Raw genomic sequence first — 26,763 nt, 5'->3', positions numbered from 1 at the left:
CCTGCTACAACTGCCATTGCGCCAATGGCCAGTAGCGGCCCTTACGCGACTCGTACAGGATAAAGTTCTGCGTGCGCAGGGTGAATTCAGCCGCTACCAGTGCTTCCGGTACCTGCCCCTGGTAATCCCGAGCCAGGGTCAGGTGCGGACGAAACTCCCTGGGGGCCTCGGTGAAGCCAAGCGGTAGCAATGCCTGCTGCAGGTTGTAGACCAAATGACGCAAGGTTGCAGGCGTTTGGCTGGGTGCCAACACCAAGGCCTTGGCCGGGCGCCAGACTTCCAGTCGATCAAGCGCTACGGTAATGGGCTCACCGGGCACCTTGACTGCAGCCGCTGCCGCAAGAACGGCCGGCAATTGTGCTGTGTCCACTGCCCCGAGGAACATCAGGGTCAAGTGGAAGTTCGACGACGGCACCGGCCGTCCGCTGCTCAAACCTAGGTCACTGCGCCACTGGGCAATGCCCCGACGTTGCGCTGGTGTGCAATCGAAGGCAAAGAACAATCGCTTGAATGGCTGGCCGGTTTCGCGAGTGTCTTGCTCCATACCCTCCCCCTTTCCTGTTGTCTTTGCGCTCAGTCTAACGGTGGACGTTGGCAGCGCAAACCTTTGCGCCTGGGACTAATGTCTGGCGTCAAAGCAGTAACATTTTGTACAAACCGCGGTCGCGATTGTTTATGCTGGCGAGCTTATGCCATGGCGCATCGCCACATCGATAAGTACCCGCCCATGAAAATTTTTCTGGTTCTACTGTTTGTCTTCTCAATTGCTTTTGTCCATTTTCGCGGACGCGTCAGGCACAAGATCACCCGCCAACTGGGCGATCACTCAAGCTTCCTGGCCCCGGTAAACGTTTTCCTCTACCTGTTCTCCAAGCTTGAGGCCAAACCCTACCTGCCGGTCGAGTCGTTTCCCGAGCTCAAGCCGTTGCAGGACAACTGGCAGGAGATTCGCGCTGAAGCGCAACAGCTTCTGCATGTAGGCGAAATCAAAAGCTCGCAGAACTACGACGACGTAGGCTTCAACTCTTTCTTCAAGAGCGGCTGGAAGCGCTTCTACCTTAAATGGTACGGCGAGAGCCACCCTTCGGCGATGAAACTGTGCCCACGCACCACCGAGCTGCTGCAAAGTATCGGCACAGTCAAGGCCGCCATGTTCGCTACCTTGCCGCCAGGCTCCAAACTGGTTCGCCACCGCGACCCTTATGCGGGCTCCTACCGCTACCACCTGGGCCTGGACACGCCAAACGATGATGCCTGCTACATCTGCGTGGACGGCGAAAACTACTCATGGCGAGACGGCGAAGGTGTGGTCTTCGACGAGACCTACATTCACTACGCCTCCAACCAGACCGAGCACAACCGCATCATTCTGTTCTGCGATGTCGAGCGTCCATTGAAGTATCGCTGGGCCACCGCTTTCAACCGCTGGTTCAGCCGTAGTGTGATGGCGGCCGCCGCCGCGCCGAACGATGCCGGTGACAAGACCGGCGGCATCAACCGTCTGTTCACGCGCATCTACAAGATCCGCGAGCGTGGCAAGGCCCTGAAGAAACGTAACCGCACCCGTTACTACCTGGAAAAATGGGCAGTGGTCGCGGTATTGCTGCTGGTGTTTATTTATATCTGACCCGTTTACCCGGCCAACGAGCCGTGCTGCCTTCGACCAACGGCGCCCCACCCACGGAAAAACTAGCTTCACTGTTGATGTTGCCAACAGCACAAGGTGAAGACGATGAGCATGATGGACTGGGACGCCTACCGTAAGCAGTTGATGGCAGGTATCGGCGACCTCAAGCAACTGTCCCCCGACACAGTCAACGGTTACATGACCGCCAGCGGCGCCGGGGCTAAGACCAACCACCTCGACGCCAAGACCCGCGAACTGATTTCGCTGGCCGTGGCGGTAACCACGCGATGCGACGGGTGCATTGCCGTGCACTCGGCCCAGGCGCTCAAGCAAGGGGCCAGCCGTGAGGAAATTGCCGAAGCCCTCGGCGTTGCTGTCGCAATGAATGCCGGGGCTGCCCTGGTGTATTCGGCACGCGCCATGGATGCATTGGGCAAGGTCGACAGCTAGCGACAACGGTGCCGGCAGGCACAAACAGTTGCATGCCGGCACCAACGCTTTCAGACTCGCGGCTCACGTTGCTAGGAACCGCCATGATTCACATCCGCCCCATGACCGCTGCCGACTTCGACCGTTTCTGGCCAACCTTCCAGGCCATTGTCGCAGCGCGCGAAACCTATGCCTTCGATCCGACCCTGAACCAGGATCAAGCCCGCCAACTGTGGCTTGAATCCCCCCTGCAGACCCTGGTGGCGGAAGAGGATGGGCAGTTGCTTGGTTCCTATTACCTCAAAGCCAATGCCGCAGGTCCCGGTAGTCATGTCAGTAACTGTGGGTACATGGTCACCGAAGCTGCGCGTGGACGTGGCGTTGCCCGGGCCCTGTGCGAGCACTCGCAACAGCTGGCGCGCGAGCAGGGTTTCTTGGCCATGCAGTTCAATTCGGTGGTGTCGAGCAACGCAGCAGCCGTGGCACTGTGGCAGAAACTTGGCTTTGCCATTGTCGGGCGCTTGCCTCGCGCCTATCGGCACGCTCAGCTAGGGCTGGTCGATTGCCTGGTGATGTACAAATGGCTGGAGCAGCCCCAGCAACCCATGCTGATCGGGCGCAAGAACATTGAAGCTGTGGTATCACGCAAGCGCGGGCGATAAGCCAGGGGTTTGTCCAACTCATTGACTGCAAAGACTTTCAATGTTCAGATGCGCGCCAGTTTCAGGTGTCCTGCGCCGTCGTGCGCAGGGTGAAACGGGAAGCCGGTGCATCACTTCAGGTGACTAGTCCGGCGCTGCCCCCGCAACGGTAAGCGAGCGAAGCCTTCGAAACACCACTGTGCTCAGGCATGGGAAGGTGAAGGCCTTCACGACCCTCGCAAGCCCGGAGACCGGCCTGAAGCTTCGTTTGGCAACCCCGCGGTGGGCGGGCGCAGGCCGGTTTGCGCTCGCCTGCGCGCGCAATTCCTTCATGCGTTGTTCCCTCCGGGATCCATTTCTTCCAGTAGACAGTGGAACGATATGTCCCGTAACTCCAAGCTTCACACTCTGGCGGCCAATACCCTGGCCCCCTGCCTGGCATTCTGCGTGCCGACCTTTGCCGCTGAATCTGGCAGCACCGCCCTTGCGCTTCCTTCCACGGCCATCACCAGCAGCAGCGACAACGAGGTGATCAGCCTGGCTACCCCGTTGCCGGCCGGTTCGCGGCTGAATCTCAGCGCCATGGATACCCCGGCCAGCACCAGCAGCATCAGTGCCGACGCCATCGACAAGCGCAACAACCTCACCGTCCAGGACGCCGTCACACGTTCGCCGGGCATCACTTCGGTGGCGACGCCTGGCAATGGCGGCACCGCCCTCTCGGCCCGTGGCTTCGAAGGTCATGGCTCGGTGATGACGTTGTTCGATGGCTCGCGGATGTATACCGGTGCCGGCACCCAGACATTCCCGGTTGATCCGTGGATGGTCGAACGCATCGACGTGATCCGCGGTCCGGCCTCGGTGCTCTATGGTGAAGGCGCCACCGGTGCGGTCATCAACGTGATTGCCAAAAAGCCTTTTGCCGGTGACATCCGCAACCATCTGCGGCTGGGCTACGGCGCCTACGACCGTCAGCAACTGGGCCTGGACAGCGGCGGTTCGCTGAGCGAGCGCCTGAGCTACCGAGTGACCTTGAACAACCAGCAGAGCAACGGCTGGGTCGATCGTGGCGACTCGAAAAACCTAGCGATGAGCGCCGCCCTGCGTTTCGACGCCAGTGACGACTTGAGTTTTACCCTGGCCCACGAGCGCGGCGATGCCGAGCCGATGAACTACTTCGGTACGCCGCTGATTGACGGCCACTACCGCGACAGCCTGGGCAAAAAGAACTACAACGTGCAAAACGATGTGCAGCGCTACCACGACGAGTGGACGCGCCTGAACACTGACTGGACTATCAGCGATTCGATCAGCGCCAGCAACCAGCTCTATTACATCAAGAGTCGCCGACACTGGCGCAACGCCGAAGACTACACCTGGAACAGCGGCGCAGGACAACTGGAGCGCGGCAGCTACCTGGAGATCAAGCACGACCAGGAGCAAATCGGTGATCGCCAGAGCTTCTCCTTTGATCACTCGCTGTTCGGACTGGCCAGCAAGACCGTGGTCGGTGCCGAGTACAACCGCATTCGCTTCGGCATCGACAGCAACTCACCTTACAACGACATTGGCGGCGACTTGGTCGACCCATGGAACCCGGCCCCAGGCTACTTCCACAGCAAGGACCCCACCCGCCCTCAAAGTCAGAGCACTACCCGCACCTTTGCCCTGTTCGCCGAAAACCGTACCCAGCTGACTGATCGCTGGTCGCTGGTAACCGGTATCCGCCGTGACCAGAACCACATCGACCGCGACAACTTGATTGATGGCAGCCGCACCGACCGTAGCCTTGGCGGTGGAAACTGGCGTGCAGGGCTGGTCTTTGCGGTCACCGATGATCTGTCGTTGTACGGCCAGTACTCCACCAGTGAAGACGGCGTCAGTGACCTGGTTACGCTCAGCCCAAGCCAGCAGAACTTCGACCTCACCGAAGCCAAACAGACCGAGTTTGGTCTCAAGCAATTGTTCTGGGACGGTCGCGGCGAATGGACCCTAGCGGCGTATCACATCGTCAAAAAGAAGCTGTTGGTCAGCAACCCCGTCACCCACCTCAAGGAACAAGCCGGACAGCAAACCTCCGATGGCCTGGAAGCGACCCTGGAACTGGCCCTGGCCAACCAATGGCAAGTTTCTGCCAACGCCTCGGTCGTGCGAGCCAAGTACGACGACTTCGATCAGGTGGTCAACGGCCAAACGGTTTCGTACGCTCACAATCGCCCAAGCAATGTGCCACGGCGCACTGCCAACCTGTGGGTCAGCAAAGGCCTTGAGCATGGCGTCGACCTCGGCATGGGCCTGCGTTATGTCGACGAGCGCTATGCCAACACCGCCAATACCCAGACCGTTCCTGGCTTCACCGTGGTTGATGCCAACCTTGGCTGGCAGGTGCTTGCCGATGTGCGCCTGGGACTGCAGTTGAACAATCTGCTGGACCGTCGCTATGCCGCCACGGCGCACAGTGGCGAACAATGGATCATGGGCGAGCCTCGGTCGTACTTCGCCACCGTGGACTACAGCTTCTAAGCGCCACGGCGCATCGCGGCCACGCTGGATATCCGAAAAAAGATGATTATGCTTGAAGAAACCTTGCAGCGATGCAAGACCGCGAACCCCCAGGCCAGGGTGCGGTAAATGTCAGTGGGTGCTCCGGCCTATAAAAACCAGGCGGAGAACACTCATGGCAACAGTCGAAGGCTCCACAGGCAGCGCACCTCACCGTGCGATCACCAAGGAGGAGCGAAAAGTCATTTTCGCTTCGTCCTTGGGCACGGTGTTCGAGTGGTACGACTTTTACCTCTACGGCTCCCTCGCAGCAATTATCGCCAAGCACTTCTTTGCCGGGGTCAACGAGACCACCTCATTCATCTTCGCCCTCCTCGCTTTTGCCGCAGGCTTTGCCGTACGCCCGTTCGGCGCCATCGTGTTCGGGCGGCTCGGCGACATGATCGGGCGTAAGTACACCTTCCTGATCACCATTGTGATCATGGGCGTGTCGACTGCAATCGTCGGCTTGCTACCCAGCTATGCCACCATCGGTGTAGCAGCGCCGATCATTCTGATTACCCTGCGCCTCCTGCAAGGCTTGGCCCTGGGCGGCGAATACGGCGGTGCGGCAACCTATGTAGCCGAGCATGCCCCGCAGGGTAAACGTGGCTACTTTACCTCCTGGATCCAGACCACCGCGACCCTGGGACTGTTTCTGTCGCTGTTGGTTATCCTCGCCTGCCGTACCGTTCTTGGCACTGAAGCCTTCGAGGCCTGGGGCTGGCGAATTCCGTTCTTGCTGTCGATCGTGCTGCTGATCGTTTCGGTGTACATCCGCCTGCAACTGAGCGAGTCACCCGTATTTCTGAAGATGAAAGCCGAGGGCAAAGCCTCCAAGGCGCCGCTGACCGAGTCTTTTGCACGCTGGGACAATCTCAAGGTGGTGATCATGGCGCTGCTTGGCGGCACCGCCGGCCAGGCTGTGGTTTGGTACACCGGGCAGTTCTACGCACTGTTTTTTCTGTTGCAGACGCTGAGGATCGACCCACAAACCGCCAACCTGCTGATTGCAGGCTCACTGCTGATCGGTACACCGTTCTTCATTCTGTTCGGCAGCCTGTCTGACCGCATCGGACGCAAGGGCATCATCATGGCGGGCTGCATCATTGCCGCGCTAACGTACTTTCCGATCTTCAAGGCATTGACCGAATACGGTAATCCAGACGTGTTCCTCGCCCAGGAGCGAAACCCGGTAACGGTGATTGCCGACCCCAACCAGTGTTCGTTCCAGTTCGATCCGGTGGGCAAGGCAAAATTCACCAGCTCCTGCGACCTGGCCAAGAGTGTGTTAGCCAAGCGCGCCATTCCCTACGACAACGTCAAGGCTGAACCCGGCACTGTCGCGCAAATTCGCATCGGCGAGAACGTGCTGCAGAGCTTTGAAGGAACCGGCATGCCGGCCGCCGACTTCAAGGTCCAGAACGACGCGTTCGTCGCCGCCCTCGGGACTGCACTCAAGGACGCGGGCTACCCGGAAAAAGCCGACCCCGCCAAAACCAACTACCCGATGGTGTTGTTGCTGCTGACCATCCTGGTGATCTACGTGACCATGGTTTACGGACCGATTGCCGCCTGGCTGGTGGAGCTGTTCCCGACGCGCATCCGCTACACCTCGATGTCACTGCCTTATCACATTGGCAACGGCTGGTTCGGCGGCTTCCTGCCCACGGTAGCGTTCGCCATGGTCGCGGCCACGGGTGATATCTATTACGGGCTGTGGTACCCGATCGTGATCGCGGTGATGACCGCCATCCTGGGTATTTTCTTTCTGCCGGAAACCAAGGACCGGGATATCCATCACGACTGAAGCTCAGGCGCAGGCTATACGCACGATTGCGGATTGGGCGATGATCACGCTCCCCCGCTTTCAATGGAATGAGCATGCACGATATTTTGGCCGTCTTTGCGTTGTGTGTAGTCGTACTCTTTATGAAAATGCTGGCGATTTCCTGCTACCAGGGCTTCTACCGCATTAGCCGCATGACCTTCAAGAACGGTGAGGATGCAGGCTTGGTTGGGCGCCAGCCAAGCCCGGAGGAGTTGCCGCAGGTCAGTCGAGCGGCGCAGGCCTGGGCCAACGACCTGGAGAATATCCCGTTGTTCTTCGTCCTGGGTGGGCTGTGCCTGGTGTTCAATCCACCGGCTTTGCTCACCAGCGGATTAATGGTCCTGTTCACCGGTGCCCGGGTAATGCATACCGTGAGCTATCTGGCACGCTGGCAGCCTTGGCGAACCGTTGCCTACGCCATTGCAATGGTTTGTCTGTTGGGGCTCGCCGCGCTGGTGACAATGGGTGCTGTCCGCCACCTATAGCCGCAGGTCGAGCACAACGAAAAACGGGATTGGCACCCTCAATGGGCCAATCCCGTTCAGTTACAGCGGCGAACTGATCACTCAGTTCCAGGGACGGTCGCCATTCTCGTCTTTGATGCGAGTTGGCAGGCCCATCTCGTCCAGCGCCTTGAGGAACGGCTCTGCCGGCAGTTCCTCGACGTTGGCCATGCGCTGCACGTCCCACTCTCCACGGGCGACCAGCAAGGCTGCAGCCACGGGTGGCACACCTGCGGTATAGGAAATACCCTGGCTGTCGGTCTCGACGTAAGCTTCTTCGTGGTCTGCCACGTTGTAGATGAAGATCTCACGTGGCTGGCCGTCCTTGGTGCCCTTGACCAGGTCACCAATGCAGGTTTTGCCGGTGTAACCCGGTGCCAGCGAAGACGGATCAGGCAGCACGGCCTTGACCACTTTCAGTGGTACCACTTCCAGGCCTTCTGCAGTCTTGACCGGTTGCTCGGAGAGCAGGCCCAGGTTCTTGAGCACGGTGAACACATTGATGTAGTGCTCGCCAAAGCTCATCCAGAAACGCACGTTGGGCACGTCGAGGTTTTTCGACAGCGAGTGCACTTCATCGTGGCCAGTCAGGTACAGGTTCTGCGAACCTACTACCGGCAGATCATCGGTACGCTTGACTTCGAACATGGTGTTGCTGGTCCACTGGCTGTTCTGCCAGCTCCACACCTGTCCTGTGAACTCACGGAAGTTGATTTCCGGGTCGAAGTTGGTGGCGAAGTACTTGCCATGGGAACCGGCATTGACGTCGAGAATATCGATGGAATCAATGCGGTCGAAATACTGTTGCTGCGCCAATGCTGCATAGGCGTTGACCACACCTGGGTCGAAACCTACGCCAAGAATGGCGGTGATGTTCTTCTGCTGGCATTCCTCGAGGTGTTTCCACTCGTAGTTGCCGTACCAAGGCGGGGTTTCGCAGATTTTGCCCGGTTCTTCGTGGATGGCGGTGTCCAGGTAGGCCACGCCGGTATCGATGCAGGCACGCAGCACCGACATGTTGAGAAACGCAGAGCCGACGTTGATGACGATCTGCGATTCGGTTTCGCGGATCAGCGCCTTAGTCGCTTCGACATCCAGGGCGTTCAGCGCGAAAGCCTTGATTTCAGCAGGCTGTTTCAGGCTGCCCTTGGCGTTGACGCTGTCGATGATGGCCTGGCATTTGGAGATGTTGCGCGACGCGATAGCAATACGACCGAGTTCGTCGTTGTGCTGTGCGCACTTGTGGGCCACCACCTTGGCGACACCTCCTGCACCAATGATAAGGACGTTCTTCTTCAATTTCTCTTTCTCTCCTTTACTGCCAGCTTACGACAGGCTGGACAAGTAGTCTTCGAACCCGAATTCGCGAACAACCTCAACAGTACCGTCGAGTTGTTTCACTACGATGGACGGCATCTTCAAGCCGTTGAACCAGTTTTTCTTGACCATGGTGTAACCCGCTGCGTCAACAAACGACAGCCGATCGCCGATGGCCAGCGGACGATCAAATTGGTATTCGCCAAAGATATCCCCGGCCAGGCAGGACTTGCCGCACACCATGTAGGTATGTTCGCCTTCGCTGGGCGCCAGCTTGGCGTTGAGGCGATAGATCAGCAGGTCGAGCATGTGCGCCTCGATAGAGCTGTCGACGACGGCCAGGTGCTTGCCGTTGTAGAGGGTATCGAGCACGGTGACTTCCAGCGAGGCGCTCTGGGTGATGGCTGCCTCGCCCGGCTCCAGGTAAACCTGCACGCCGTACTTTTCGGAGAAGGACTTAAGGCGCGCACAGAAGGCGTCCAGCGCGTAGTCTTCGCCCGTGAAGTGGATACCGCCACCCAGGCTGACCCACTCGACCTTGTGCAGCAGATGTCCGAAGCGCTCTTCGATGGTGCACAGCATCTGGTCGAACAGGCCGAAATCGCCGTTCTCGCAGTTGTTGTGGAACATGAAGCCGGAGATCTGTTCGATGACTGCTTCGACTTTTACCGGATCCCACTCACCCAGGCGGCTGAATGGGCGCGCAGGGTCAGCCAGCAAGTAGTCGGAGCTGCTTACCTGCGGGTTGACGCGCAGGCCGCGCACGGTGCCTTCGGTTTGCTCGGCGAAGCGTTGCAACTGACCGATGGAGTTGAAAATGATCTTGTCGCAGTTCTCGACCATCTCGCCGATTTCGTCGTCGGCCCAGGCTACGCTGTAGGCGTGCGTCTCACCGGCGAACTTCTGGCGACCCAGCTTGAGCTCGTAGAGCGAAGACGAGGTGGTACCGTCCATGTACTGCTGCATCAAGTCGAATACCGACCAGGTGGCGAAGCACTTGAGGGCCAGCAGCGCCTTGGCACCGGAGTTTTCACGCACGTAGGCGATCTTCTCCATGTTGCGCAGCAGCTTGGTTTTGTCGATGAGGTAATACGGCGTTTTGATCATTTCGAGGCCCCCGGCAAGGCCGGCCAAAAAAAGGACACGCATTGTGCCCTCCCTTGACGGAACTCGAAAGGGAGAAAAGCGTTTTTCGCCACGTCAGTGGTCGAGCGGAGGGGTTTGAGCACCACCGCCCGTCCCCTGACGGGTCATTGGGTGTCAACTGAACGCGTTGATGAACCAGGTAATCAACGGCAAGGCAACGATATCGATCAACACCGCGCCACACAGGGGCACGATGATAAACGCCTTGTAGGAGAACACCTTGTAGTGATCACAAATGGCACCCATGTTGGCCACCGCATTGGGCGTGGCGCCCAGGCCATGCCCCATGTAGCCCGCGCAGAGCACGGCAGCATCGTAGTTACCGCCGAACAGGCGAAACAGCACGAAGATGCACAGCAGCACCATGATCACCACCTGTACTACCAGAATCACCAGCAGCGGCAGGCCCAACTGCTCCAACTCCCAGAACTTCAGGCTCATCATAGCCATGGTCAAGAACATGCCCAGGCTGATATCGCCTACAGTGCTGACCGCATTGTCCGGCAACTCGATAACCCGTGCGCGATCATTGAGATTACGCAGGATGATGGCGACAAACATCGCGCCGACGTACACCGGCAAAACAATACCCAAGTGCGCTTTCAAGGCATCGCCGATCCAGAAGCCAAGTACCATGATGACCAGCATGCAGGTCAGCAAGCGCAGCAGTACCGCCGCATCCAGGGTTACGCTCGGAGTTTCGTTGGCTTTTTCCAGCGCCTGCAACGTATCGACCCGGTCGGCTTTGACCGCCAGCTTCTTGCGATCAATCAGATAACGCGCCACCGGGCTGCCAAGCAAACCGCCAGCAACCATGCCAAAGGTCGCCGAAGCCAGCGCTGCCGTTGTGGCACCCGTGGTGCCAAGGCTCTCTGCAATCGGGCCAAAGGCTGCCGCCGCACCGAAACCGCCTTCCAGTGACACTGCACCGGCCATGATCCCCAGCAGCGGATCGATACCCAGCGCCTTGGCCATGCCGACACCCACCAGGTTCTGCAGCAGCGCCAGGCCCCAGCAGGCACCCAGATAGATGAACAGGATCTTGCCGCCCTGGCGTAGCAGGCCAAGGCTGCCACCCAGGCCGACGGTGGTGAAGAACGCCACCATCAACGGGGTTTGCATGGCCGTATCCAGCTTGATGTCCAGCCACTGCTGGTTACGCAGTAGCCATACCAGCAGGGCAAAACCAAAACCACCGATTACCGGCGCGGGTACGCAGAGCTGGCGCAGCCAGTAACTGTGTTTTTTAAGTTGTGCCCCCAATGCCAGCAGCACAAGTGCCAGGGCAACGGTGGTCAATGCATCGAGTTGCAGGGTCAGCATGAAGTAATACTCTTGTTTTTATACTGGATTGAATGGGGGAACGGCTTAGTCGACCAGGCTTGCCAGCAACCTCGCGCCAATGCGCGCCGTGCGCTGGTCCTGGTCAAGACCGGGGTTAAGTTCAGCGATGTCGGCCATGCGCAGCTTGCCGCTGGCCTTGGCATGCCTGACCAGGTGCTCGACCACCATCAGGTCCACACCATGGGCCGACGGTGCACTGACGCCGGGTGCTTGGCTGGCGGGCAGCACATCCAGGCAAATGGTCATATAGAGGTGGTCGATACCGCCGAGGAACGCATCGACAAACGCCTCGATGGCCCCGACATTCCAGGGTTGCATCTGCCGGTCGAGGCGATAGCGCACGTTCAGGCGATCGGCCTGATCAAACAGGGCTTGCGTGTTGTTCAGCTCACTCACGCCCAGGCAGCAATAGTCAAACACCATGCCCGCCTGCTCGCAGTACTCAGCGATCTGTCGGAACGGCGTGCCGGAGCTGCTTTGCGCGGCATGACGCAAATCGAAATGGGCGTCAAAATTAAGAACACCCACCCGTGGGCTGGCTTCGTGCTTACGCAGGTGCTCGGCCAGGCCGAGAAAGCTGGCATAAGCGATTTCATGCCCACCACCTATCCCCAACGGCAAATGACCGTGGTCGAGAAGTTCATTGACGCGCTGGGCATAGCCCTGCTGCGCGCCTTCCAGATCGCTACCGGTGCAGGCAATGTCGCCGCTGTCATACACTGCTCGCTGGCCGCGCCAGGCGAGGTTGGCCAACGCCTTGCGCAATGCCGGTGGCCCTTGGCGGGCACCGCTGCGACCCTGGTTGCGGGTGACACCTTCATCGCAGGCCAGACCTATCAATGCGGTGCCAGGGGCTTGGGCGCTGTGATAAGGCCGCACCCACTGGTGCCAGCGCAATGCAGACGAACCTTCGCCTGCGTCAATACGGCCTTGCCACTCAGGCATGGACAGATGTGCGGTCATGCTCAAAAACTCCAGGTTGATTCAGTCCAGCCGTGCACCCACGCGCAGGGCGACTTCGCGAGTCCAGCGGGTCAGGCGCTCACTGTTGTGCTGGGCACGAAAGGCCGGGGCCATGAGGCTGATTGCGCCGTACAAGCGGTTGCGGCTGTCGAGCACCGGCGCGCTGACGCCCCAGATGCCGTCGTCGATTTCGCCAAGGCTTATGGCAAAGCCCTGGTCGCGAATGGGGATGAAGCTTTGCCGATAAAGCTCGAAGCCTTCGGCATCCACGCCGTGCTCATGAAGGATCGCCTCGCTTCGCTCTGGCGCCATATGGGCCAGCAGCACCCGCGCCGAAGCGCCGACCAGCAGCGGCTGCGCCAGCCCCTTCTGATAACAGCAACGCAGCGGCTGGGGGCTATCGATCAATTCGATACAAATAGCCTGGCCGTTGCTGGGCACCATCAACGCAACACTTTCGCGGCTCAGTTCGGCCAAGCGTTTGAGCTCGGGCATGGCCTGCGATACCAGCAGCGCCTCGCGGTCGAATTTGTTTGCCAATTGCAAGCAAGCAGGCCCCGGCAGATAACGGCCGTGACCATTGTCTTCGGCCAAGCCCCAGCGCAGCAGGGTTTTCAAATGCCGATACGTGCTGCTCAAGGGCTGTTCCAGCTGCAGGCTCAGCTCCTTGGCCGACACGGCTTCGTTAGCCTGGCCTAGGGCGACAAGAATCTGCAGCAAGCGATCGGTGGGGCTGTTGTAGTTCATATGTGCTCCTTGCGAACATGGTGCACAGGGTTTTCTCAAAGGGTGAAACAAGATTCCCATTGAATGGGAAATTTCTCACTAAAAGCGACGATGGGTGTGTAGACAGGACCTGGACGGTCACAGAAGGCAGGCACTATCAGGACGCCAAGGTTTTCGCGCAGCGCCCGTACACCAGCACTTCCCCGGCAGTGGCAATCACCAGGCTCAAGCCGGTATAGGAAAAACCGAACGCCCTCACTTCAAGCTCTACCCCAAGCTTGTGAAACAGCGCCGGGCGGTGGTAACGCGCACCGTGCAACCACGAGCCAGGCTCGACCAGCAACAGGTGCTGTTCCGGCCAGGCCAGGGTGATGTCCTCGACCATCCAGCCATCGGCGGTGGCTACCGGCAGGCCACCCCCATTGATCCCGGCCATGCGTATTACACGATCCTGCAGCGGCCCGATGCCACGGGTCTGCAGGTGGCGGTCACTGCCAAGGTTATCGGTGCGATCACGCGCGACTTTTTCCCCGCTCTGACAATCGATCACGCTCCGCCCGGAGCTGGACGCAACCAGAAGCAGTTCGCTGTCAGCATCGAAGCCGATCTCCAGCAGGCCCGTGATGCTCAGCCTGGCCTTGAGTTGCCACGGCGCCGGTGCCGGGGCGATCTGACGTTGTTCGATCTCCCGTCGCAGCGGGTCAAGGTGGGATGAAGACATGTCACAACTCTGCGCTGTGGGTCGGAGGCCATATCGGCACCCTACACACAGGCAGGTACTTTTGCTACGCAGGGCACCTACCCTTCCCGCGAAATAGGAACGCCGGCACTCGATTTTGGACCTGCCACAGCCCAGGCGATCAAACCGAGCACAGGCACAAAAACGATAAACACTATCCATAGCATCTTCCGATCTGCCCGACTTTTACTCCCGATAATGCGCTTGATGGCCCACAGTTCGACAAGGGTGAGCAGTACTGCAAGCGTGATCCAGATATGACCGTTTTCCATGCGTTGCCTCCAGTAGGGTACGCAGGTTAGGTCTGCGCCAGCGGCCAGGGTTCATTCTGTTTTCGGCTAGGCCCGCAAGTTCGCCACGGACAATGAACTTCTGAGTAAACTCGACAACCTCGACCTCCTCTTTGCCTGCGGAGCTTCAATGCCCACCCCACGCCAGTTCAGTAGTAAAACCAGTACAACGAATATGCTGAACCTCAAGCACCCGCAAGCGGCCTCCTCACCCGCTTACCGCGTCGGCTTCCTGTTGCTGGAAAACTTCTCCATGGCCAGCTTTACCGTTGCCATGGATGTGCTGGTTACCGCCAACCTGTTGCAGAACAACCTTTTTGTGATCACGCCATTGTCTCTGGGCGGCGAGCGCGTCATCAGCGACCTGGGGTTGGAGATCTATGCCGCAGGCCTGGAGCGGGCCACCCTTGATGAGCTGGACATGTTGATTGTCTGCGGAGGGCTGCGTACCCCCCTCAAGTATCCCCTGCTGGATCGACTGCTGGCCGATGCGGCAAGCCACGGCCTGGCGTTGGGCGGCCTGTGGAATGGCGCCTATTTTCTCGGCCGTGCCGGGGTGCTGGCGGACTACAGTTGCACCATCCATCCCGAACAGCGGGCAAGCCTGGCCGAACGCAGCGCGCAAAGCACGATTACCCCGGCAAGCTTTGTCCTGGATCGTGACCGCCTCACCGCTGCCAGCCCCAATGGCGCGCTGGAGATGATGCTGGCCCTTTTGCGGCTGCAACAGGGCGATGCACTGGCCGCGGGAGTGGAGGAAATCCTGGCGTTCTCCGGGGCACGATTTCGCCGGGTCGACAGCAGCTCGAAAAAATCCATGAGTGCGCCGCTGCGTACCATCGTCGAGCTGATGGAGAACAACCTTGAGGAAACCCTCAGCCTCGACCAACTCGCCAACTACAGCGGCCGCTCGCGACGGCAGATCGATCGTTTGTTCCAGGCACAGCTGGGCACCTCCCCGAGCCGCTATTACATGGAACTGCGCATTACCAAGAGCCGTCGTTTGCTGCAGTATTCCGACCTGCCGCTAATGGACGTAGCGATTGCCTGCGGCTTTGTTTCAGTCTCGCATTTCAGCAAATGCTACAGCGCCTACTTCAGCTATCCACCTTCGCGAGAACAGCGGCTTGGCGAATAGCCCGACGGTTGTTGCTCAGGCTCAGGCCGCCTTCCACCACCAGTACCAACACGGCCAGCCAAATGGCAAGGTAGGTGGGCCATTGCGCCGCAGCGATGCTTTCACCGAGCATGATTGCCGCCAGCACCAGAAGGATGGGTTCAACATAGATCAGCAGGCCAAACAGGGTCAGGTTCAGCCGCGGCCCCGATAGCGCTTGCAGGGCCAGGGCCGACGCACTGATGGCGCCCAGCCCGGCCACCAGCCACGGCAGCGACGAGCCGCTGCCTACAGCGGCCAGCACTACCCCGCCCTTGAGCACCAGCCCCAGGCTGACCGGCAAGCTCAGGCTCATGTCGAACCACAGCCCGCCCATATTGTTGCTGTCGCTGACCCGACGCAGCCAGAAGTACAACGGATACCCCAGCGCCACCGCCAACACCGGCCAACTGATGGCCTTGGCAATTGCGATCTGGTTGATGATGCCCAACGCCGCCAACCCACACGCCAGCAGTTGCAGGCGGCTGATGCTGTCATTGAAGGCCAGGCGACCGACGATCACCATGGTCAGTGGCATGAGGAAGTAGCCCAGCGAGACATCGAGGCCATAGCCATTGATCGGTGCCCACATGAACAACCACAACTGAACGCCAAGCAGCGCCGCCGAGACCAGGCGCACAGCCCAGAACCAGCGTTCTTCGAACAATCGCTGGAAAAGCCGACGGACTTCGTGCCAGTGACCACTGGCAAGCACCATCAGCGTCAGGCACGGCACGGTCAGCAAAATGCGCCAGCCATAGATTTCTTCACCGTTGAGGGGTTCAAGCAGGTGGGTGTAGGCGTACATCAGCGCAAACAGTACCGAGGCGAGTACGTTGAGCAGTACGCCAAGCGAGACGTTGGGGGTGGCGGGCCGGTGCATTGCGATGTCCTTCTCGGAGCGTTGAGTCGGTGATAATTTATTGCGTTAGCACTGAAAAGTGCCCTCTTATTTCGCCCCGCCAATGAGAAATTTTTGCACATGAAGCCTGCATTGGATGACTTCGACCTTGCCTTGCTCGACGCCCTGCAGCAAGACAACAGCCTGGCCCTGCGCCAGCTTGCTGAACAGGTGCACCTGTCCACCGCATCGGTGCAACGGCGAATTCAGCGTTTGAACGCCAATGGCGTTATCCAGGCCAATGCGGCGGTGATCGACCCGGAAAAAATCGGCCAGGTCATTACCTTGATGGTGGAGGTGCATGCCGAACGCACCCAGTCGCCGGATCTGGAACTGATGAAGCAAACCTTCTCCGGCCCCCAGATCCAACAGTGCTACTACGTGACAGGCGACGCCGACTTCATGCTGGTACTCACCGTGGCAAGCATGAGCGAATACCAGGCGCTGACCCAGCGGCTATTTCATGACAACCCGAACGTGAAGTGGTTTCGAACCATTGTCGTGCTCGAGCGGGTGAAGTCGACGTTGCAGGTGCCGATTGACAGATCGCAGCGCTGAGCCGGGATCAACTCACTGCTTTTCCAGGGCCTGGCGCAATTCCTCTGCGCTGGTGAACTCACGCTGGCTGACCACCTGCCCTTTATCCAACTGCAGCCACAGTACTTTGTCTTCGGCAGGGGCATAGCGCGTTGCTACGCTGCCGTCACGGTCCAGCAACACCCGGTAGCTGTAGTCACGCATGGCCGGAATGGCGAAAAGCTTGGAAATCAACGCCGGCATACGCTGGATATCGGCAACGAACACGGTATTACGCGTTTCCAGATAACCCTTGGGACGGTCTTCCAAAGCAGCCTTGACCAACTTGGCGCCGTCCATGTTGCTCGCCACCAACAAGGTACGGGTCTGATCGTTGAGGCTATAGGCCTGGTCGTATTGGTCGAGCAGCGTCCAGGGTTTGAGCTGCTCACCAACTTCGACCGCCTGGGCCAGGAGCGGGGACAAACTCAGCAGTAGTGCGATAGCGTATTTCACAAGTAACCTCGATGGATGTTTTCACAGTTTATAGAGCCTTAATGCAAGGCCATTGCGAGCGCCCGGAGCCACGCATAGACTGGCCTGCCAGCACGGGCCAGTTTAAGGACGAACGGCAGACCACATGGCAAAAGCATTCGAACTCGACACACTCAAAATCCGCCTTAACGACGCCGAACTTCACGCGCTGGAATTGCATCAACGGATTCAACGCGCCCTGCGCGAGCTGATTCTTCAGGGCGTGCTGGAGCCGGGGCTGAAACTCCCAGCAACACGGGCGTTGGCGCAGGCGTTGGGCTATGCCCGGGACACCGTGGAAAACGCCTACATCCAGTTGCAGCGCGATGGTTTTATCGAACGACGCAAAGGCTCTGGCAGCTATGTATCACAGACCATGGGCATGGAGTTGCGCGGCATTGCACGTAGACGCATCCGGCAACAAAAACACCCGCAACCGGCGACCGCCACCGCTGAGGGGCTGAGCCTGCGCGGTCATATGATCCACGCCAGCGGAGGCGTCAGCGATCAGCAAGCGATCAAGGCGTTCGCCACCGGACTGCCCGAAACCCGCTCCTTCCCGGTAGATGTCTGGGAGCGCATGCAGCGTCAGGCGATGAAGGATTATCGCCCGAGCATATTGCTGCATGGTGACCCGCAAGGCGCCGAGCCGCTGCGAAAGGCGATTGCGCTGTACCTGAACCTGGAACGTGGCGCCAAAGTGACGCCCGAGCAGATCTTGGTGCTGAGCAGTACCCGCCAGGCACTTTACCTGTGTGCACAACTGCTGGTAGATGCCGGTCGACCGATCCTGATGGAAAACCCAGGTTACTTTGGTGCGCGCAAAGCCTTTGAAGCGGCCGAGGCTCGCGTGGTGCCGATTGACGTCGATGCCCAGGGCATCCGTACCGAACTGCTGCTGGCCGATCGCAGTGGTGCAAACTGTGTCTATGTCACCCCGTCACATCAGTACCCCACGGGGGCAACCCTGTCGCTGGAGCGCAGGCTGGAGCTGATCAACTGGGCCGCCAGCCAGGGCAAGTGGATCATCGAGGATGACTACGACAGCGAATTTCACTACGACGGCCTGCCAACAGCCTGCGTCCAGGGCCTGGACAGCTACCAGCGCACCCTATACATCGGTACTTTCAGCAAAACCCTGTACCCAGGGCTGCGCCTGGGCTACATGGTACTGCCACGCGAATTGGTCCCACCCTTCAGCCATGCGCGGAGCATTATCGATGGGCATACCCCGCAAATCCTGCAACTGACCCTGGCGCGCTTCATGGAAGACGGACATTACAATGCCCATGTGCGCGCCATGCGCAAACTCTACGCAGCGCGCAGAACAAGCATGCTCACGGCCATCGATAGCCATCTGTCCGGCATCGTCAGCGCCCTGCGTCCTCCCGGAGGGCTGCAGATACCCTGTCTGTTGAACGATCGCTGGAGCGAGGCGCACACCATCGCCAAGGCAGCCTCGGCTGGCCTGCACTTGCCAGGGCTGAGCCGCCTGTATGCTGGTGCGCAAAAGCAACAGGGTTGGCTTCTGGGCTATTCCTCGTTGACGGCCCACGAGATCGAAACGGCCATGCTTCGGCTGGCCAACGCGTTGAAATAACCCACCTCAAACACGGCGTCACTTGGGCAAATGAGTCCCCGCCACCGACATTCACTAATCAAATACCGGGTATTTCAACATTTAATTTGTGCATGAGAGGAGCTTGTCTATATCGTGTCAATGCATCCCCACGCAGCGCCGGCCGGTGCTGCCAGGCACGGGGACACAACAACAAAGTAGAGACTGTCCATGTCTAAATCTTCTTACTACGCCCCTCACGGTGGGCACCCAGCTCAAACCGAGCTGCTCACAGACCGTGCCATGTTCACCGAAGCCTATGCCGTCATCCCCAAGGGCGTAATGCGTGACATCGTCACCAGCCACCTGCCGTTCTGGGACAAAATGCGCATGTGGGTCATCGCCCGCCCGCTGACCGGCTTCTCGGAAACCTTCTCGCAGTACATCGTGGAACTGGCGCCAGAAGGCGGCAGCGAGCGTCCTGAACTGGACAAGAATGCCGAGGCAGTGCTGTTCGTCGTCGAAGGCGAAATGGACATCACCCTGCAAGGCAAGCCGTACACCCTGAAAGAAGGCGGCTATGCCTTCATTCCGCCGGCTGCCGACTGGAGCCTGCGCAACAACAGCGGCAAGAACGTCACGTTCCACTGGATCCGCAAGCATTACCAGGTTGTTGAAGGCCTGGCCCTGCCGGAAGCCTTCGTCACCAACGAGAAAGACATCGAGCCGATCCCGATGCCGGGCACCGACGGCGCCTGGGTTACCACCCGCTTCGTCGACATGGCCGACATGCGCCACGACATGCACGTGAACATCGTGACCTTCCAGCCTGGCGGTGTGATTCCGTTTGCCGAAACCCACGTCATGGAACACGGCCTGTATGTCCTTGAAGGTAAAGCGGTGTACCGCCTGAACCAGGACTGGGTCGAAGTAGAAGCCGGCGACTTCATGTGGCTGCGCGCCTTCTGCCCGCAAGCTTGCTACTCCGGCGGCCCTGGTCCATTCCGCTACCTGCTGTACAAAGACGTAAACCGTCACATGAACCTGGTACTGAACCCTCAGCGCTGAGTCCAGATTCCCGGTACAAAACCCGCCGCCATGGCGGGTTTTTTTATGATTTTTCACCGAGTCCAGGGGGGCGCCTGCACTGGCACATCTTCAAAATCAATGTCTCGCTCTAGATCTTGATCTTGATCTTGATCTTCATGCACGTCAGCACAGGCGCCGCAGAGTGCGACTTCAGAAGGCCGAGAGGAGGTGCCTGTAGGGGTCAGTGCGCAGCACCTTCGGCGTTAGCCGAAGACGCGAGACGTAGACTTGGCGAAGCAAGTCGTAGGCCGCGTGGCCCCGGAAGGTGCCGTATCGAGGGGACCCGAAGCGCAGCGTAGGGCCGTATGTAGGAGCGAGCGGTTTTGGTTCCTTTTGCCAAGACAAAAGGGACCCGCCGTAAGGGCGGAAGGGGCCAACAGCGGCACCGGATAAAATGGATAAGCCCGCAGCCTCAAGCCCAGCCCAACCCAACCCAACCCAGCCCAGCCCAGCCCAAAGATCATACTCCCCGCTTCCACGGCCTATGCTTGGGTGACTTGACGTTAGCGATGGAGCCTGCCCGATGAGTCCCAGGTACCTACTGTTGATCATCCTGTTCGCCGGCATCGCACAGGCCGAGGCCTGGCACTTGGCCAAAGACGAGGATGGCATTCAGGTCTACCTGGATGAGGTGCCCGGGTCGAAGTACCAGCGCTTTCGCGGAGTAACCCTGATCAAGGCCAGTGTGCGCACCCTCGGCGACCTGCAAGAAAACCTGAGGGTCGCGTGCAAATGGCTGTATGGCTGCGCCAGCATGCGTTTGCTCGAAGTCGAAGGCGACAGCACCTGGGTTTACCTGACCACCGAACTGCCCTGGCCGGCCAGTCCGCGCGACATGGTGATTCGTGTGCAAACCGAACGCCGCGACGACGGCAGTTTGCTACGGCACCTCAGCGCCGTAACCGGCAAGGTCGAACGCCAACCACAACTGATCCGCGTCAGCCAGCTAAAAGGCCTGTGGACCCTGGTGCCCAAGGGGGAGCAACTCACCGAGGTGACCTACCAGTTGGAGGCCGAGCCTGCCGGAGACATACCCTCATGGCTGGCCAACCAATTCGTCATTGATGCGCCCATGGTGTCGCTGAGAACGTTGCGCGCAGTGGCAGAACGCCAAGGCGCAGCTGCGACGCAAGAGGCACCGGGTGAATAACTACACCTCATGGGCCTGAAGCAAACTTGCCAGCACCCCTGCCAGTTCCTTGACCATCGGATCCGCCGTGGGACGATGGACAATGACAATTTCGTAGCTGTCGATCACCGGCAGCCCGTTCTGCTCACCCAGCACGGCGTGGTCAGCGGTTGCGGCGCGAGGCGGTAGCAGGCTGATGCCCATGCCATCGGCCACGGCAGCCTGGATACCGCTCAAACTCGAACTGGTGAAGCTGATACGCCAGCGTCGGCCCATGCTCTCGATAGCGTTGATCATGTCATCACGGTACAGGCCGCGTGGCGGAAAGGTCACCAGCGGTATCGGGTCAAGGTCAATCGAAGGTGTTCCGGCACTGTCGATCCACTGCAATTCTTCTGGCCAACAAGCCACCCCTTCGCGGCTGTTGCGCCGTTGCTTGAGCAGGACCAGATCGAGTTCGCCATTGTCGTAGCTCTGGCTCAGGTCGCGGCACAAGCCGCTGGTGACTTCCAGCTTGACCTGCTGGTATTTGCGATTGAAGGCCGACAAGGCGTTGGTGGTGCGCCCCCCCACGAAGTCCTCGGGCACCCCCAGGCGCACCGTCACACCGACTGTGGCGCCAGCCAGGGCCTCGAGCATCTGGTCATTCAAGGCCAGCATATGTCGGGCGTAACCCAGCAAGGTCTGGCCCGCATCCGTAGGCAGCACATCGCGATTGCCACGCACCAGGAGGCGATGGCCAACCATGTCTTCCAGGCGTCGCACTTTCTGGCTGACGGTCGACTGGGTGGAGTGCAGCCTTGCAGCAGCGGTTGTAAAACTGCCGCAGTCGGCCACCACGACGATGGCCCGAAGCAGATCAAGATCGAACAAAGACCTATTCGGTTTTACACTGATACTCATGAAAACATTTAACTTCTAAATAGTAAGGCTCATTTCTATCATGAGCCCCTTCCCAGGACAACTCACGCAGACGAGCGAATGTGCATGGAACACTTGAATGTCTTTTTCGCATTTCTATTGGCCTTGATGGTCTCACTGACCGCCAGTGCCGAAGGCGGTGTGCTTGAAAGCCAGTTGCGCGACGCCGCAGCGAGCGGCCATGTCGATCAAGTACGCAACCTGCTGAACCAAGGCGCAAACCGTGAAGCGCGCGATAAGCAGGGGCGCACGCCGCTGCTGCTGGCTACCCACGGCAACCGGATCGAGGCAGCCCGGGTGCTGATCGAGGCCGGTGCCGACGTCAATGCCAAGGACAACATTGACGACAGTCCCTACCTGTATGCCGGTGCGCGCGGATTCAACCAGATCTTGCGCCTGACCTTGAATCACGGTGCCGACCTCAAGAGCACCAACCGCTATGGCGGCACGGCACTGATTCCGGCTGCCGAACGTGGTCACGTCGAAAATGTGCGCACCTTGATAGCCGCTGGCGTTGACGTAAACCATGTGAATCGCCTGCACTGGACGGCGTTGATGGAAGCCATCGTGCTAAGCGACGGCGGCCCCAGGCATGTCGAGATCGTCAAGCTGTTGGTAGCCGCCGGAGCCGACGTGAACATCACCGACAAGGCTGGCGTAACACCCTTGGCCCACGCGCGCGAGCGCGGCTATACCGCCATGGTGAATATTCTGGAAGCGGCTCGGTAGGACCGAGTGAGCCCCGCTCCTGCCAAGCTGCAAGTTTCACACCTTGTCAATTTTCGCCGCGGGCGTCGCTTCATCCTCGGTGTTCACCGAGTTGCGAAAGCCCTTGATCGACTCGCCCAGGTCGCTACCCAGCGACTTGAGACGCTTGCTACCAAATACCAACACCACCACAACCAACAGTACTGCCCAGTGTTTCCAGTCGAACACCCCCATCACGCCCTCTCCTTCTTATTCGATGCTTTCGAATGGCAGGCCCACGTAGTTCTCGGCAATGTTGACAAGGCCGGCGTCAGAATTGAAAAAGTATTCACGGTCGGCCTGTTGCATCTTGTGATCCCAGGCGTCCTTGTGGTCGCCAAAGTCATGCAGCAGGTTGGTCATGAACCAACTGAAACGTTCTCCCTTCCATACCCGGCGCAAGGCTATTTCGGAGTATTTTTCGAGTAGATCGGTACGGCCTTCACGGTAGACCTTGACCAGGATCCGGTACAGGTAGCAAACATCCGAAGCAGCCAGGTTCAAGCCCTTGGCACCGGTTGGCGGGACGATGTGCGCAGCGTCACCCACCAGGAACATTTTGCCGTACTGCATTGGCTCGACCACATAGCTGCGCAGCGGCGCAATGCTCTTCTCCAGTGCCGGCCCGGTCACCAACCGATCACCGACTTCCTTGGGTAGGCGCGCCTTCAGTTCGGTCCAGAAACGGTCATCGGACCAATCGTCGACGTGGTCGGTCAATGGCACTTGCAAGTAGTAGCGGCTGCGCGTCAACGAACGCTGGCTGCACAGGACAAAGCCACGATCATGATGGGCGTAGATAAGCTCGTGATTCACCGGTGGTGTATCGGACAACAGTCCCAGCCAGCCGAACGGATAGACCCGCTCATAGTGGCTCAGTACCGATTCGGGAATGCTCTTGCGCGCGATGCCATGAAAGCCATCGCAACCTGCGATGTAGTCGCAGTCGATACGATGGGTCTGGCCGTCTTTTTCATAGGTGATGTAGGGCTGCTCACCCTTCATTTCATGCGGCTGTACATTTTCGGCTGCGTAAACGATCGGCGCATCGCTGGCGGCGCGGGCGTGCATCAGGTCGCGGGTAACTTCGGTCTGGCCGTAGACCATCACCGTCTTGCCACCGGTCAACGCCTTGAGGTCGACGCGAATACGCTGGCCGCCTACCAACAATTCAACCCCGTCATGTACCAGGCCTTCAGCGTCCATGCGCTCGGACACACCGGCTTCACGCAACAGATCGACAGTGCCCTGCTCAAGCACCCCGGCACGAATACGGCCGAGTACATAGTCGGGCGTCTGGCGTTCGACAATCACAGTGTCGATACCAGCTTTGTGTAACAGCTGGCCCAGCAGGAGGCCAGAAGGGCCGGCACCAATAATGGCTACCTGAGTTCTCATTGTTTTTGTCTCGCTTGAGGGCCCCAGGCGCTTGGACATAAGCATCCTGGAAGCTATTGTTGTTGTATGCCCCTGCATTTTTGCTGACAGAAACCGGAAAAAAAGGTGATATTTCTTCAACAAATTGCACTTTTACAAATACAGTTCGATTATCGGACACGCGACGAAACCCACCGTCTCAGCAGCCAGGTTGCCCAATGACAAGCGCTACCCTTCCGCGGATTCCCGTGTTCAAGCTTTACGGCGAAAGCAAAGCCTGGCCTACACCCGACCTGCTGCATTGCGAGTCAATCCCGAAACGCAGCAGCCTGCACCACTGGGAAATCAAGGCGCATCGGCATGCCGACCTGTTTCAGTTGCTGTACGTGCGGCGAGGGCAAGCGCTGATTGAAGTGGAAGGTCGACGCAGCACCGTGCGTGAAGCTGCAATCCAGGTGATACCGCCGATGACCGTGCACGGTTTTCAGTTCTCTGCGGATATCGATGGCTACGTGCTGACGCTCGGCGCACCACTGGTGGCCCAGCTAGAAGGCCAACTGGGTGTGCCCCTCACGGTGATGGCGTCGGCAGGTTGTTATCGACTGGGGGCTGACCGCGGTGCGTTGCACACCCTGATCAGCGTGTTGCATCAGGAATACGAAGGCAGCGCCCCGGCCCGCGAACTGCTGCTGCATTCACTGGTCACCTCGCTGATGGTGTGGATCAGTCGCCGTAGCCAGCAACGCACATTGCCGAGCAACAGGGACGAGCGTAACCAACAGTTGCTCGCAGGATTTATCAAGCAGGTAGAGCTGCACTACAAGGAACATTTGTCCGTTGAGTTGTTCGCACATCGACTGGGTGTTTCCAGCGTCCATCTGAACACCCTGTGCCGTGAATTGGCCGGTCAGACGGCGTTGCAAATCATCCATCAACGGCTGTTGCTCGAAGCGCGGCGCAACCTGATCTACACCAACATGAGCATCAGCCAGCTGTCCGACAGCCTGGGCTTTAGCGACCCTACGTACTTCTCACGTTTTTTTCGACGCCTGTGTGGGCAGACACCCAATGCATTTCGTCAGGCCGCCGTCGCCGCCTCTCTAGGCGAACCCATGGCGCGCTAAAAAGCTTGGGCTGAATAGGATTACGCCCTAAGTGGTTCGTTAGCAGATAGCGGATATCGAGAAACCCGAATTCACTTTGGGAAGCGTACTACATAATTTTTTTTTCGCTCTTGCTAGCTTTCGAGGATGTTTGCGCACGCCCATCAATGCCCGCCCGGGGCAGCGCATTTTTCCTACTCAAGCTAAAGGACGAGCCCATGTTCGCGTCGGCCAATACCGCGCAGTTCGAACTACTCATCCCCTCGGTGCGCAACGACTTCAAGGTACTGGCGTTCGAGGGCAGCGAAGCCATCAGCACCCTCTACGCGCTGCGCATTGAACTGGTCAGCGAGTACCCCAACATCGAACTGGAAAGTTTGCTCAACCAGCCAGCCTTCCTGCGCTGGGGCTTGCGCGGTGAAGGGCTTCACGGGTTCATCGACGATGTGGCGGTGGGCGAATCGGGCAAGCGCCTGACGCGGTATCAACTGACCCTGGTGCCGGCGCTGCATTACTTGCAGTTCAGCTACAACGCACGCATTTTCCAGGACATGGATGTACCGCAGATTGTCACCCAGGTCCTCAAGGGCCATGGCATCCAGGCCGACGCCTTTACCTTCAATATCACTCAGAGCCCCAAGCGCGCCTATTGCACGCAATACGACGAAAGCGACTTCGCGTTCATCCAGCGGCTGTGCAGCGAAGACGGCATCGCCTGGCATCACCAGCACAGTGTCGATGGCCACCGATTGGTCTTCAGCGAAGACCAGACCTACTTTCCCAGGCTCGGTAGCACGCCTTATCAGCAGGGCAGCGGCCTGGTCGCGGACGAGCCGGTGGTCAGCCACTTTTGCCACCGTGTCAGAACCCGCACCAGTGCGGTGACGCGCCGCGACTACGACCTGCAGCGTCCCAGTCGCTTGCTGCAAAGCCGCGCGAGCGCCGAGTTCAACCCAGTGCTGGAAGACTATCGCTATCCACTGCTGCTCGAAACGCAAAAGCGCGGCCAGCAACTCGCCCGTCATGCCCTTGAACGCCATCGTCATGACTACAACTTGGCCGAGGGCGAAAGCGATCAGCCAACGTTACGCAGCGGCCATTTTTTCACCCTCCGCGACCACCCGCGCGAACAGCACAACGACCTGTGGCTGTTGCTCAGCGTGACGCATGAAGGCAAGCAACCGCAGGTGCTTGAAGAGTCGATCAGCAGTAACAGCCAGGCCGCGGACGGCTTCACCCAAGGCTACCGCAACAGCTTTCGCGCCATTCCCTGGGACGCCATCTACCGACCTGCGCGGGTTCAACGTCAGTCCGTACTGGTCAGTCAGACCGCCCGTGTCACCGGACCGGAGGGTGAGGAAATCCATTGTGATGAGTACGGACGGGTGAAGGTCGAGTTCCATTGGGACCGCGCCGAACTGAACAGCGACAAGAGCAGCTGCTGGCTGCGGGTGTCATCCGCCTGGGCCGGTAAAGGTTTTAGCGCAATGGCTATTCCGCGTGTCGGTATGGAAGTGGTGGTGACCTTTCTGGAGGGCAACCCCGATCACCCGCTGATTACCGGCTGTGTGGCCAACAAGGTCACGGCGCTGCCCTATCCCTTGCCTGCCAACAAGACCCGGACCGTGCTGCGCA

The 26,763-nt window shown here is 59.1% G+C and carries 26 protein-coding genes, 1 pseudogene and 1 riboswitch; of the genes and pseudogenes, 14 read left to right on the top strand and 13 right to left on the bottom strand.

Annotated elements, in window-relative coordinates:
* Nucleotides 1-4: 4 nt before the first annotated feature.
* Entirely contained in the window at nucleotides 5-544 is a 540-nt protein-coding gene (gene thpR, locus H8F21_RS04510) for an RNA 2',3'-cyclic phosphodiesterase (RefSeq protein ID WP_203480076.1), read from the bottom strand.
* A gap of 183 nt (nucleotides 545-727) precedes the next feature.
* On the opposite strand from thpR, the gene lpxO reads away from it, so the two are divergent.
* The 6 genes from lpxO (at nucleotide 728) to H8F21_RS04480 (ending at nucleotide 7,554) form a co-directional block, all read left to right on the top strand.
* On the top strand, nucleotides 728-1,627 hold the full coding sequence (lpxO, locus tag H8F21_RS04505) for a lipid A hydroxylase LpxO (RefSeq protein WP_203480080.1): 900 nt from the start codon (nucleotides 728-730) through the stop codon (nucleotides 1,625-1,627).
* 105 nt (nucleotides 1,628-1,732) lie between these two features.
* A complete protein-coding gene (locus H8F21_RS04500) occupies nucleotides 1,733-2,077 on the top strand; it encodes a carboxymuconolactone decarboxylase family protein (protein ID WP_136476882.1) in 345 nt (114 codons plus the stop codon).
* Between the two features lie 83 nt (nucleotides 2,078-2,160).
* A complete protein-coding gene (locus H8F21_RS04495; protein WP_203480082.1) occupies nucleotides 2,161-2,718 on the top strand; it encodes a GNAT family N-acetyltransferase in 558 nt (185 codons plus the stop codon).
* 46 nt (nucleotides 2,719-2,764) lie between these two features.
* Nucleotides 2,765-2,971, top strand: a riboswitch (cobalamin riboswitch).
* Nucleotides 2,972-3,078: 107 nt separating this feature from the next.
* Nucleotides 3,079-5,220, top strand: a complete 2,142-nt coding sequence (locus tag H8F21_RS04490) for a TonB-dependent receptor (RefSeq protein WP_203480084.1) — start codon at nucleotides 3,079-3,081, stop codon at nucleotides 5,218-5,220.
* 154 nt (nucleotides 5,221-5,374) lie between these two features.
* Nucleotides 5,375-7,048 carry an MFS transporter gene (locus H8F21_RS04485; protein ID WP_203584083.1) on the top strand — a complete coding sequence of 558 codons (1,674 nt, stop codon included), beginning with the start codon at nucleotides 5,375-5,377 and terminating at the stop codon, nucleotides 7,046-7,048.
* Nucleotides 7,049-7,122: 74 nt separating this feature from the next.
* Complete coding sequence (locus H8F21_RS04480; protein WP_203480089.1) at nucleotides 7,123-7,554, top strand: MAPEG family protein; 432 nt, start codon at nucleotides 7,123-7,125, stop codon at nucleotides 7,552-7,554.
* Between the two features lie 81 nt (nucleotides 7,555-7,635).
* On the opposite strand, the gene H8F21_RS04475 is transcribed toward H8F21_RS04480, so the two are convergent.
* The 7 genes from H8F21_RS04475 to H8F21_RS04445 form a co-directional block, all read right to left on the bottom strand.
* A complete protein-coding gene (locus H8F21_RS04475) occupies nucleotides 7,636-8,871 on the bottom strand; it encodes a saccharopine dehydrogenase family protein (RefSeq protein ID WP_136476887.1) in 1,236 nt (411 codons plus the stop codon).
* A gap of 27 nt (nucleotides 8,872-8,898) precedes the next feature.
* On the bottom strand, nucleotides 8,899-9,996 hold the full coding sequence (locus H8F21_RS04470) for a carboxynorspermidine decarboxylase (RefSeq protein WP_136478966.1): 1,098 nt from the start codon (nucleotides 9,994-9,996) through the stop codon (nucleotides 8,899-8,901).
* A gap of 153 nt (nucleotides 9,997-10,149) precedes the next feature.
* Entirely contained in the window at nucleotides 10,150-11,358 is a 1,209-nt protein-coding gene (gltS, locus tag H8F21_RS04465) for a sodium/glutamate symporter (RefSeq protein ID WP_203480092.1), read from the bottom strand.
* Nucleotides 11,359-11,403: 45 nt separating this feature from the next.
* A complete protein-coding gene (gene hutG / locus H8F21_RS04460; RefSeq protein WP_203480095.1) occupies nucleotides 11,404-12,342 on the bottom strand; it encodes a formimidoylglutamase in 939 nt (312 codons plus the stop codon).
* 21 nt (nucleotides 12,343-12,363) lie between these two features.
* Complete coding sequence (locus H8F21_RS04455) at nucleotides 12,364-13,089, bottom strand: IclR family transcriptional regulator (RefSeq protein WP_203480098.1); 726 nt, start codon at nucleotides 13,087-13,089, stop codon at nucleotides 12,364-12,366.
* Nucleotides 13,090-13,225: 136 nt separating this feature from the next.
* Nucleotides 13,226-13,789, bottom strand: a complete 564-nt coding sequence (locus tag H8F21_RS04450; RefSeq protein ID WP_203480101.1) for a hypothetical protein — start codon at nucleotides 13,787-13,789, stop codon at nucleotides 13,226-13,228.
* A gap of 77 nt (nucleotides 13,790-13,866) precedes the next feature.
* On the bottom strand, nucleotides 13,867-14,079 hold the full coding sequence (locus H8F21_RS04445; RefSeq protein ID WP_136476892.1) for a PLD nuclease N-terminal domain-containing protein: 213 nt from the start codon (nucleotides 14,077-14,079) through the stop codon (nucleotides 13,867-13,869).
* A gap of 148 nt (nucleotides 14,080-14,227) precedes the next feature.
* On the opposite strand from H8F21_RS04445, the gene H8F21_RS04440 reads away from it, so the two are divergent.
* Nucleotides 14,228-15,235: a GlxA family transcriptional regulator gene (locus tag H8F21_RS04440; RefSeq protein WP_203480104.1), complete on the top strand. Its 1,008-nt coding sequence runs from the start codon at nucleotides 14,228-14,230 to the stop codon at nucleotides 15,233-15,235.
* Here H8F21_RS04440 and rarD read toward each other — a convergent pair.
* The gene (gene rarD, locus H8F21_RS04435; RefSeq protein ID WP_203480107.1) at nucleotides 15,195-16,136 is read right to left on the bottom strand and encodes an EamA family transporter RarD; all 942 of its coding nucleotides are present in this window, start codon (nucleotides 16,134-16,136) and stop codon (nucleotides 15,195-15,197) included. The genes H8F21_RS04440 and rarD overlap by 41 nt on opposite strands.
* Nucleotides 16,137-16,235: 99 nt before the next feature.
* Here rarD and H8F21_RS04430 point away from each other — a divergent pair, with 99 nt between their 5' ends.
* The gene (locus H8F21_RS04430; protein WP_203480110.1) at nucleotides 16,236-16,712 is read left to right on the top strand and encodes an Lrp/AsnC family transcriptional regulator; all 477 of its coding nucleotides are present in this window, start codon (nucleotides 16,236-16,238) and stop codon (nucleotides 16,710-16,712) included.
* A 12-nt stretch (nucleotides 16,713-16,724) separates the two neighbouring features.
* Here H8F21_RS04430 and H8F21_RS04425 read toward each other — a convergent pair whose 3' ends face one another.
* Entirely contained in the window at nucleotides 16,725-17,186 is a 462-nt protein-coding gene (locus H8F21_RS04425) for an FAD/FMN-containing dehydrogenase (RefSeq protein ID WP_203480113.1), read from the bottom strand.
* 124 nt (nucleotides 17,187-17,310) lie between these two features.
* On the opposite strand from H8F21_RS04425, the gene pdxR reads away from it, so the two are divergent.
* The 3 genes from pdxR (at nucleotide 17,311) to H8F21_RS04410 (ending at nucleotide 21,001) form a co-directional block, all read left to right on the top strand.
* Nucleotides 17,311-18,804 (top strand): MocR-like pyridoxine biosynthesis transcription factor PdxR, encoded by a 1,494-nt coding sequence (pdxR, locus tag H8F21_RS04420; RefSeq protein WP_203480116.1) that lies wholly within the window; start codon nucleotides 17,311-17,313, stop codon nucleotides 18,802-18,804.
* A gap of 189 nt (nucleotides 18,805-18,993) precedes the next feature.
* Nucleotides 18,994-19,830 carry a bifunctional allantoicase/(S)-ureidoglycine aminohydrolase gene (locus tag H8F21_RS04415; protein ID WP_136476898.1) on the top strand — a complete coding sequence of 279 codons (837 nt, stop codon included), beginning with the start codon at nucleotides 18,994-18,996 and terminating at the stop codon, nucleotides 19,828-19,830.
* A 544-nt stretch (nucleotides 19,831-20,374) separates the two neighbouring features.
* Nucleotides 20,375-21,001 (top strand): START domain-containing protein, encoded by a 627-nt coding sequence (locus H8F21_RS04410; protein ID WP_203480119.1) that lies wholly within the window; start codon nucleotides 20,375-20,377, stop codon nucleotides 20,999-21,001.
* Here the strand turns inward: H8F21_RS04410 and H8F21_RS04405 are convergent, their stop codons facing one another.
* A complete protein-coding gene (locus tag H8F21_RS04405) occupies nucleotides 21,002-21,883 on the bottom strand; it encodes a LysR substrate-binding domain-containing protein (RefSeq protein WP_203480122.1) in 882 nt (293 codons plus the stop codon).
* A 126-nt stretch (nucleotides 21,884-22,009) separates the two neighbouring features.
* On the opposite strand from H8F21_RS04405, the gene H8F21_RS04400 reads away from it, so the two are divergent.
* Nucleotides 22,010-22,630 carry an ankyrin repeat domain-containing protein gene (locus tag H8F21_RS04400; protein WP_413242999.1) on the top strand — a complete coding sequence of 207 codons (621 nt, stop codon included), beginning with the start codon at nucleotides 22,010-22,012 and terminating at the stop codon, nucleotides 22,628-22,630.
* A gap of 69 nt (nucleotides 22,631-22,699) precedes the next feature.
* Here the strand turns inward: H8F21_RS04400 and tatA are convergent.
* Nucleotides 22,700-22,843, bottom strand: a pseudogene (gene tatA, locus H8F21_RS04395) (twin-arginine translocase TatA/TatE family subunit); the annotation flags it as partial.
* A gap of 15 nt (nucleotides 22,844-22,858) precedes the next feature.
* The gene (gene pobA / locus H8F21_RS04390) at nucleotides 22,859-24,046 is read right to left on the bottom strand and encodes a 4-hydroxybenzoate 3-monooxygenase (protein WP_203480128.1); all 1,188 of its coding nucleotides are present in this window, start codon (nucleotides 24,044-24,046) and stop codon (nucleotides 22,859-22,861) included.
* Between the two features lie 197 nt (nucleotides 24,047-24,243).
* Between pobA and H8F21_RS04385 the strand changes: the two genes are divergently transcribed.
* Both H8F21_RS04385 and tssI read left to right on the top strand, forming a co-directional pair.
* Complete coding sequence (locus H8F21_RS04385) at nucleotides 24,244-25,149, top strand: helix-turn-helix domain-containing protein (RefSeq protein ID WP_203480131.1); 906 nt, start codon at nucleotides 24,244-24,246, stop codon at nucleotides 25,147-25,149.
* A gap of 197 nt (nucleotides 25,150-25,346) precedes the next feature.
* On the top strand, nucleotides 25,347-26,763 hold a 1,417-nt coding region (tssI, locus tag H8F21_RS04380), incomplete at its 3' end, for a type VI secretion system tip protein TssI/VgrG (RefSeq protein WP_203584082.1).

The organism is Pseudomonas arcuscaelestis, from assembly GCF_016881005.1.
In the GTDB taxonomy this organism is placed as follows: domain Bacteria; phylum Pseudomonadota; class Gammaproteobacteria; order Pseudomonadales; family Pseudomonadaceae; genus Aquipseudomonas; species Aquipseudomonas arcuscaelestis.
The sequence above is the reverse complement of the archived record's forward strand: the minus strand, read 5'-3'. Positions and strand labels throughout refer to the sequence as shown.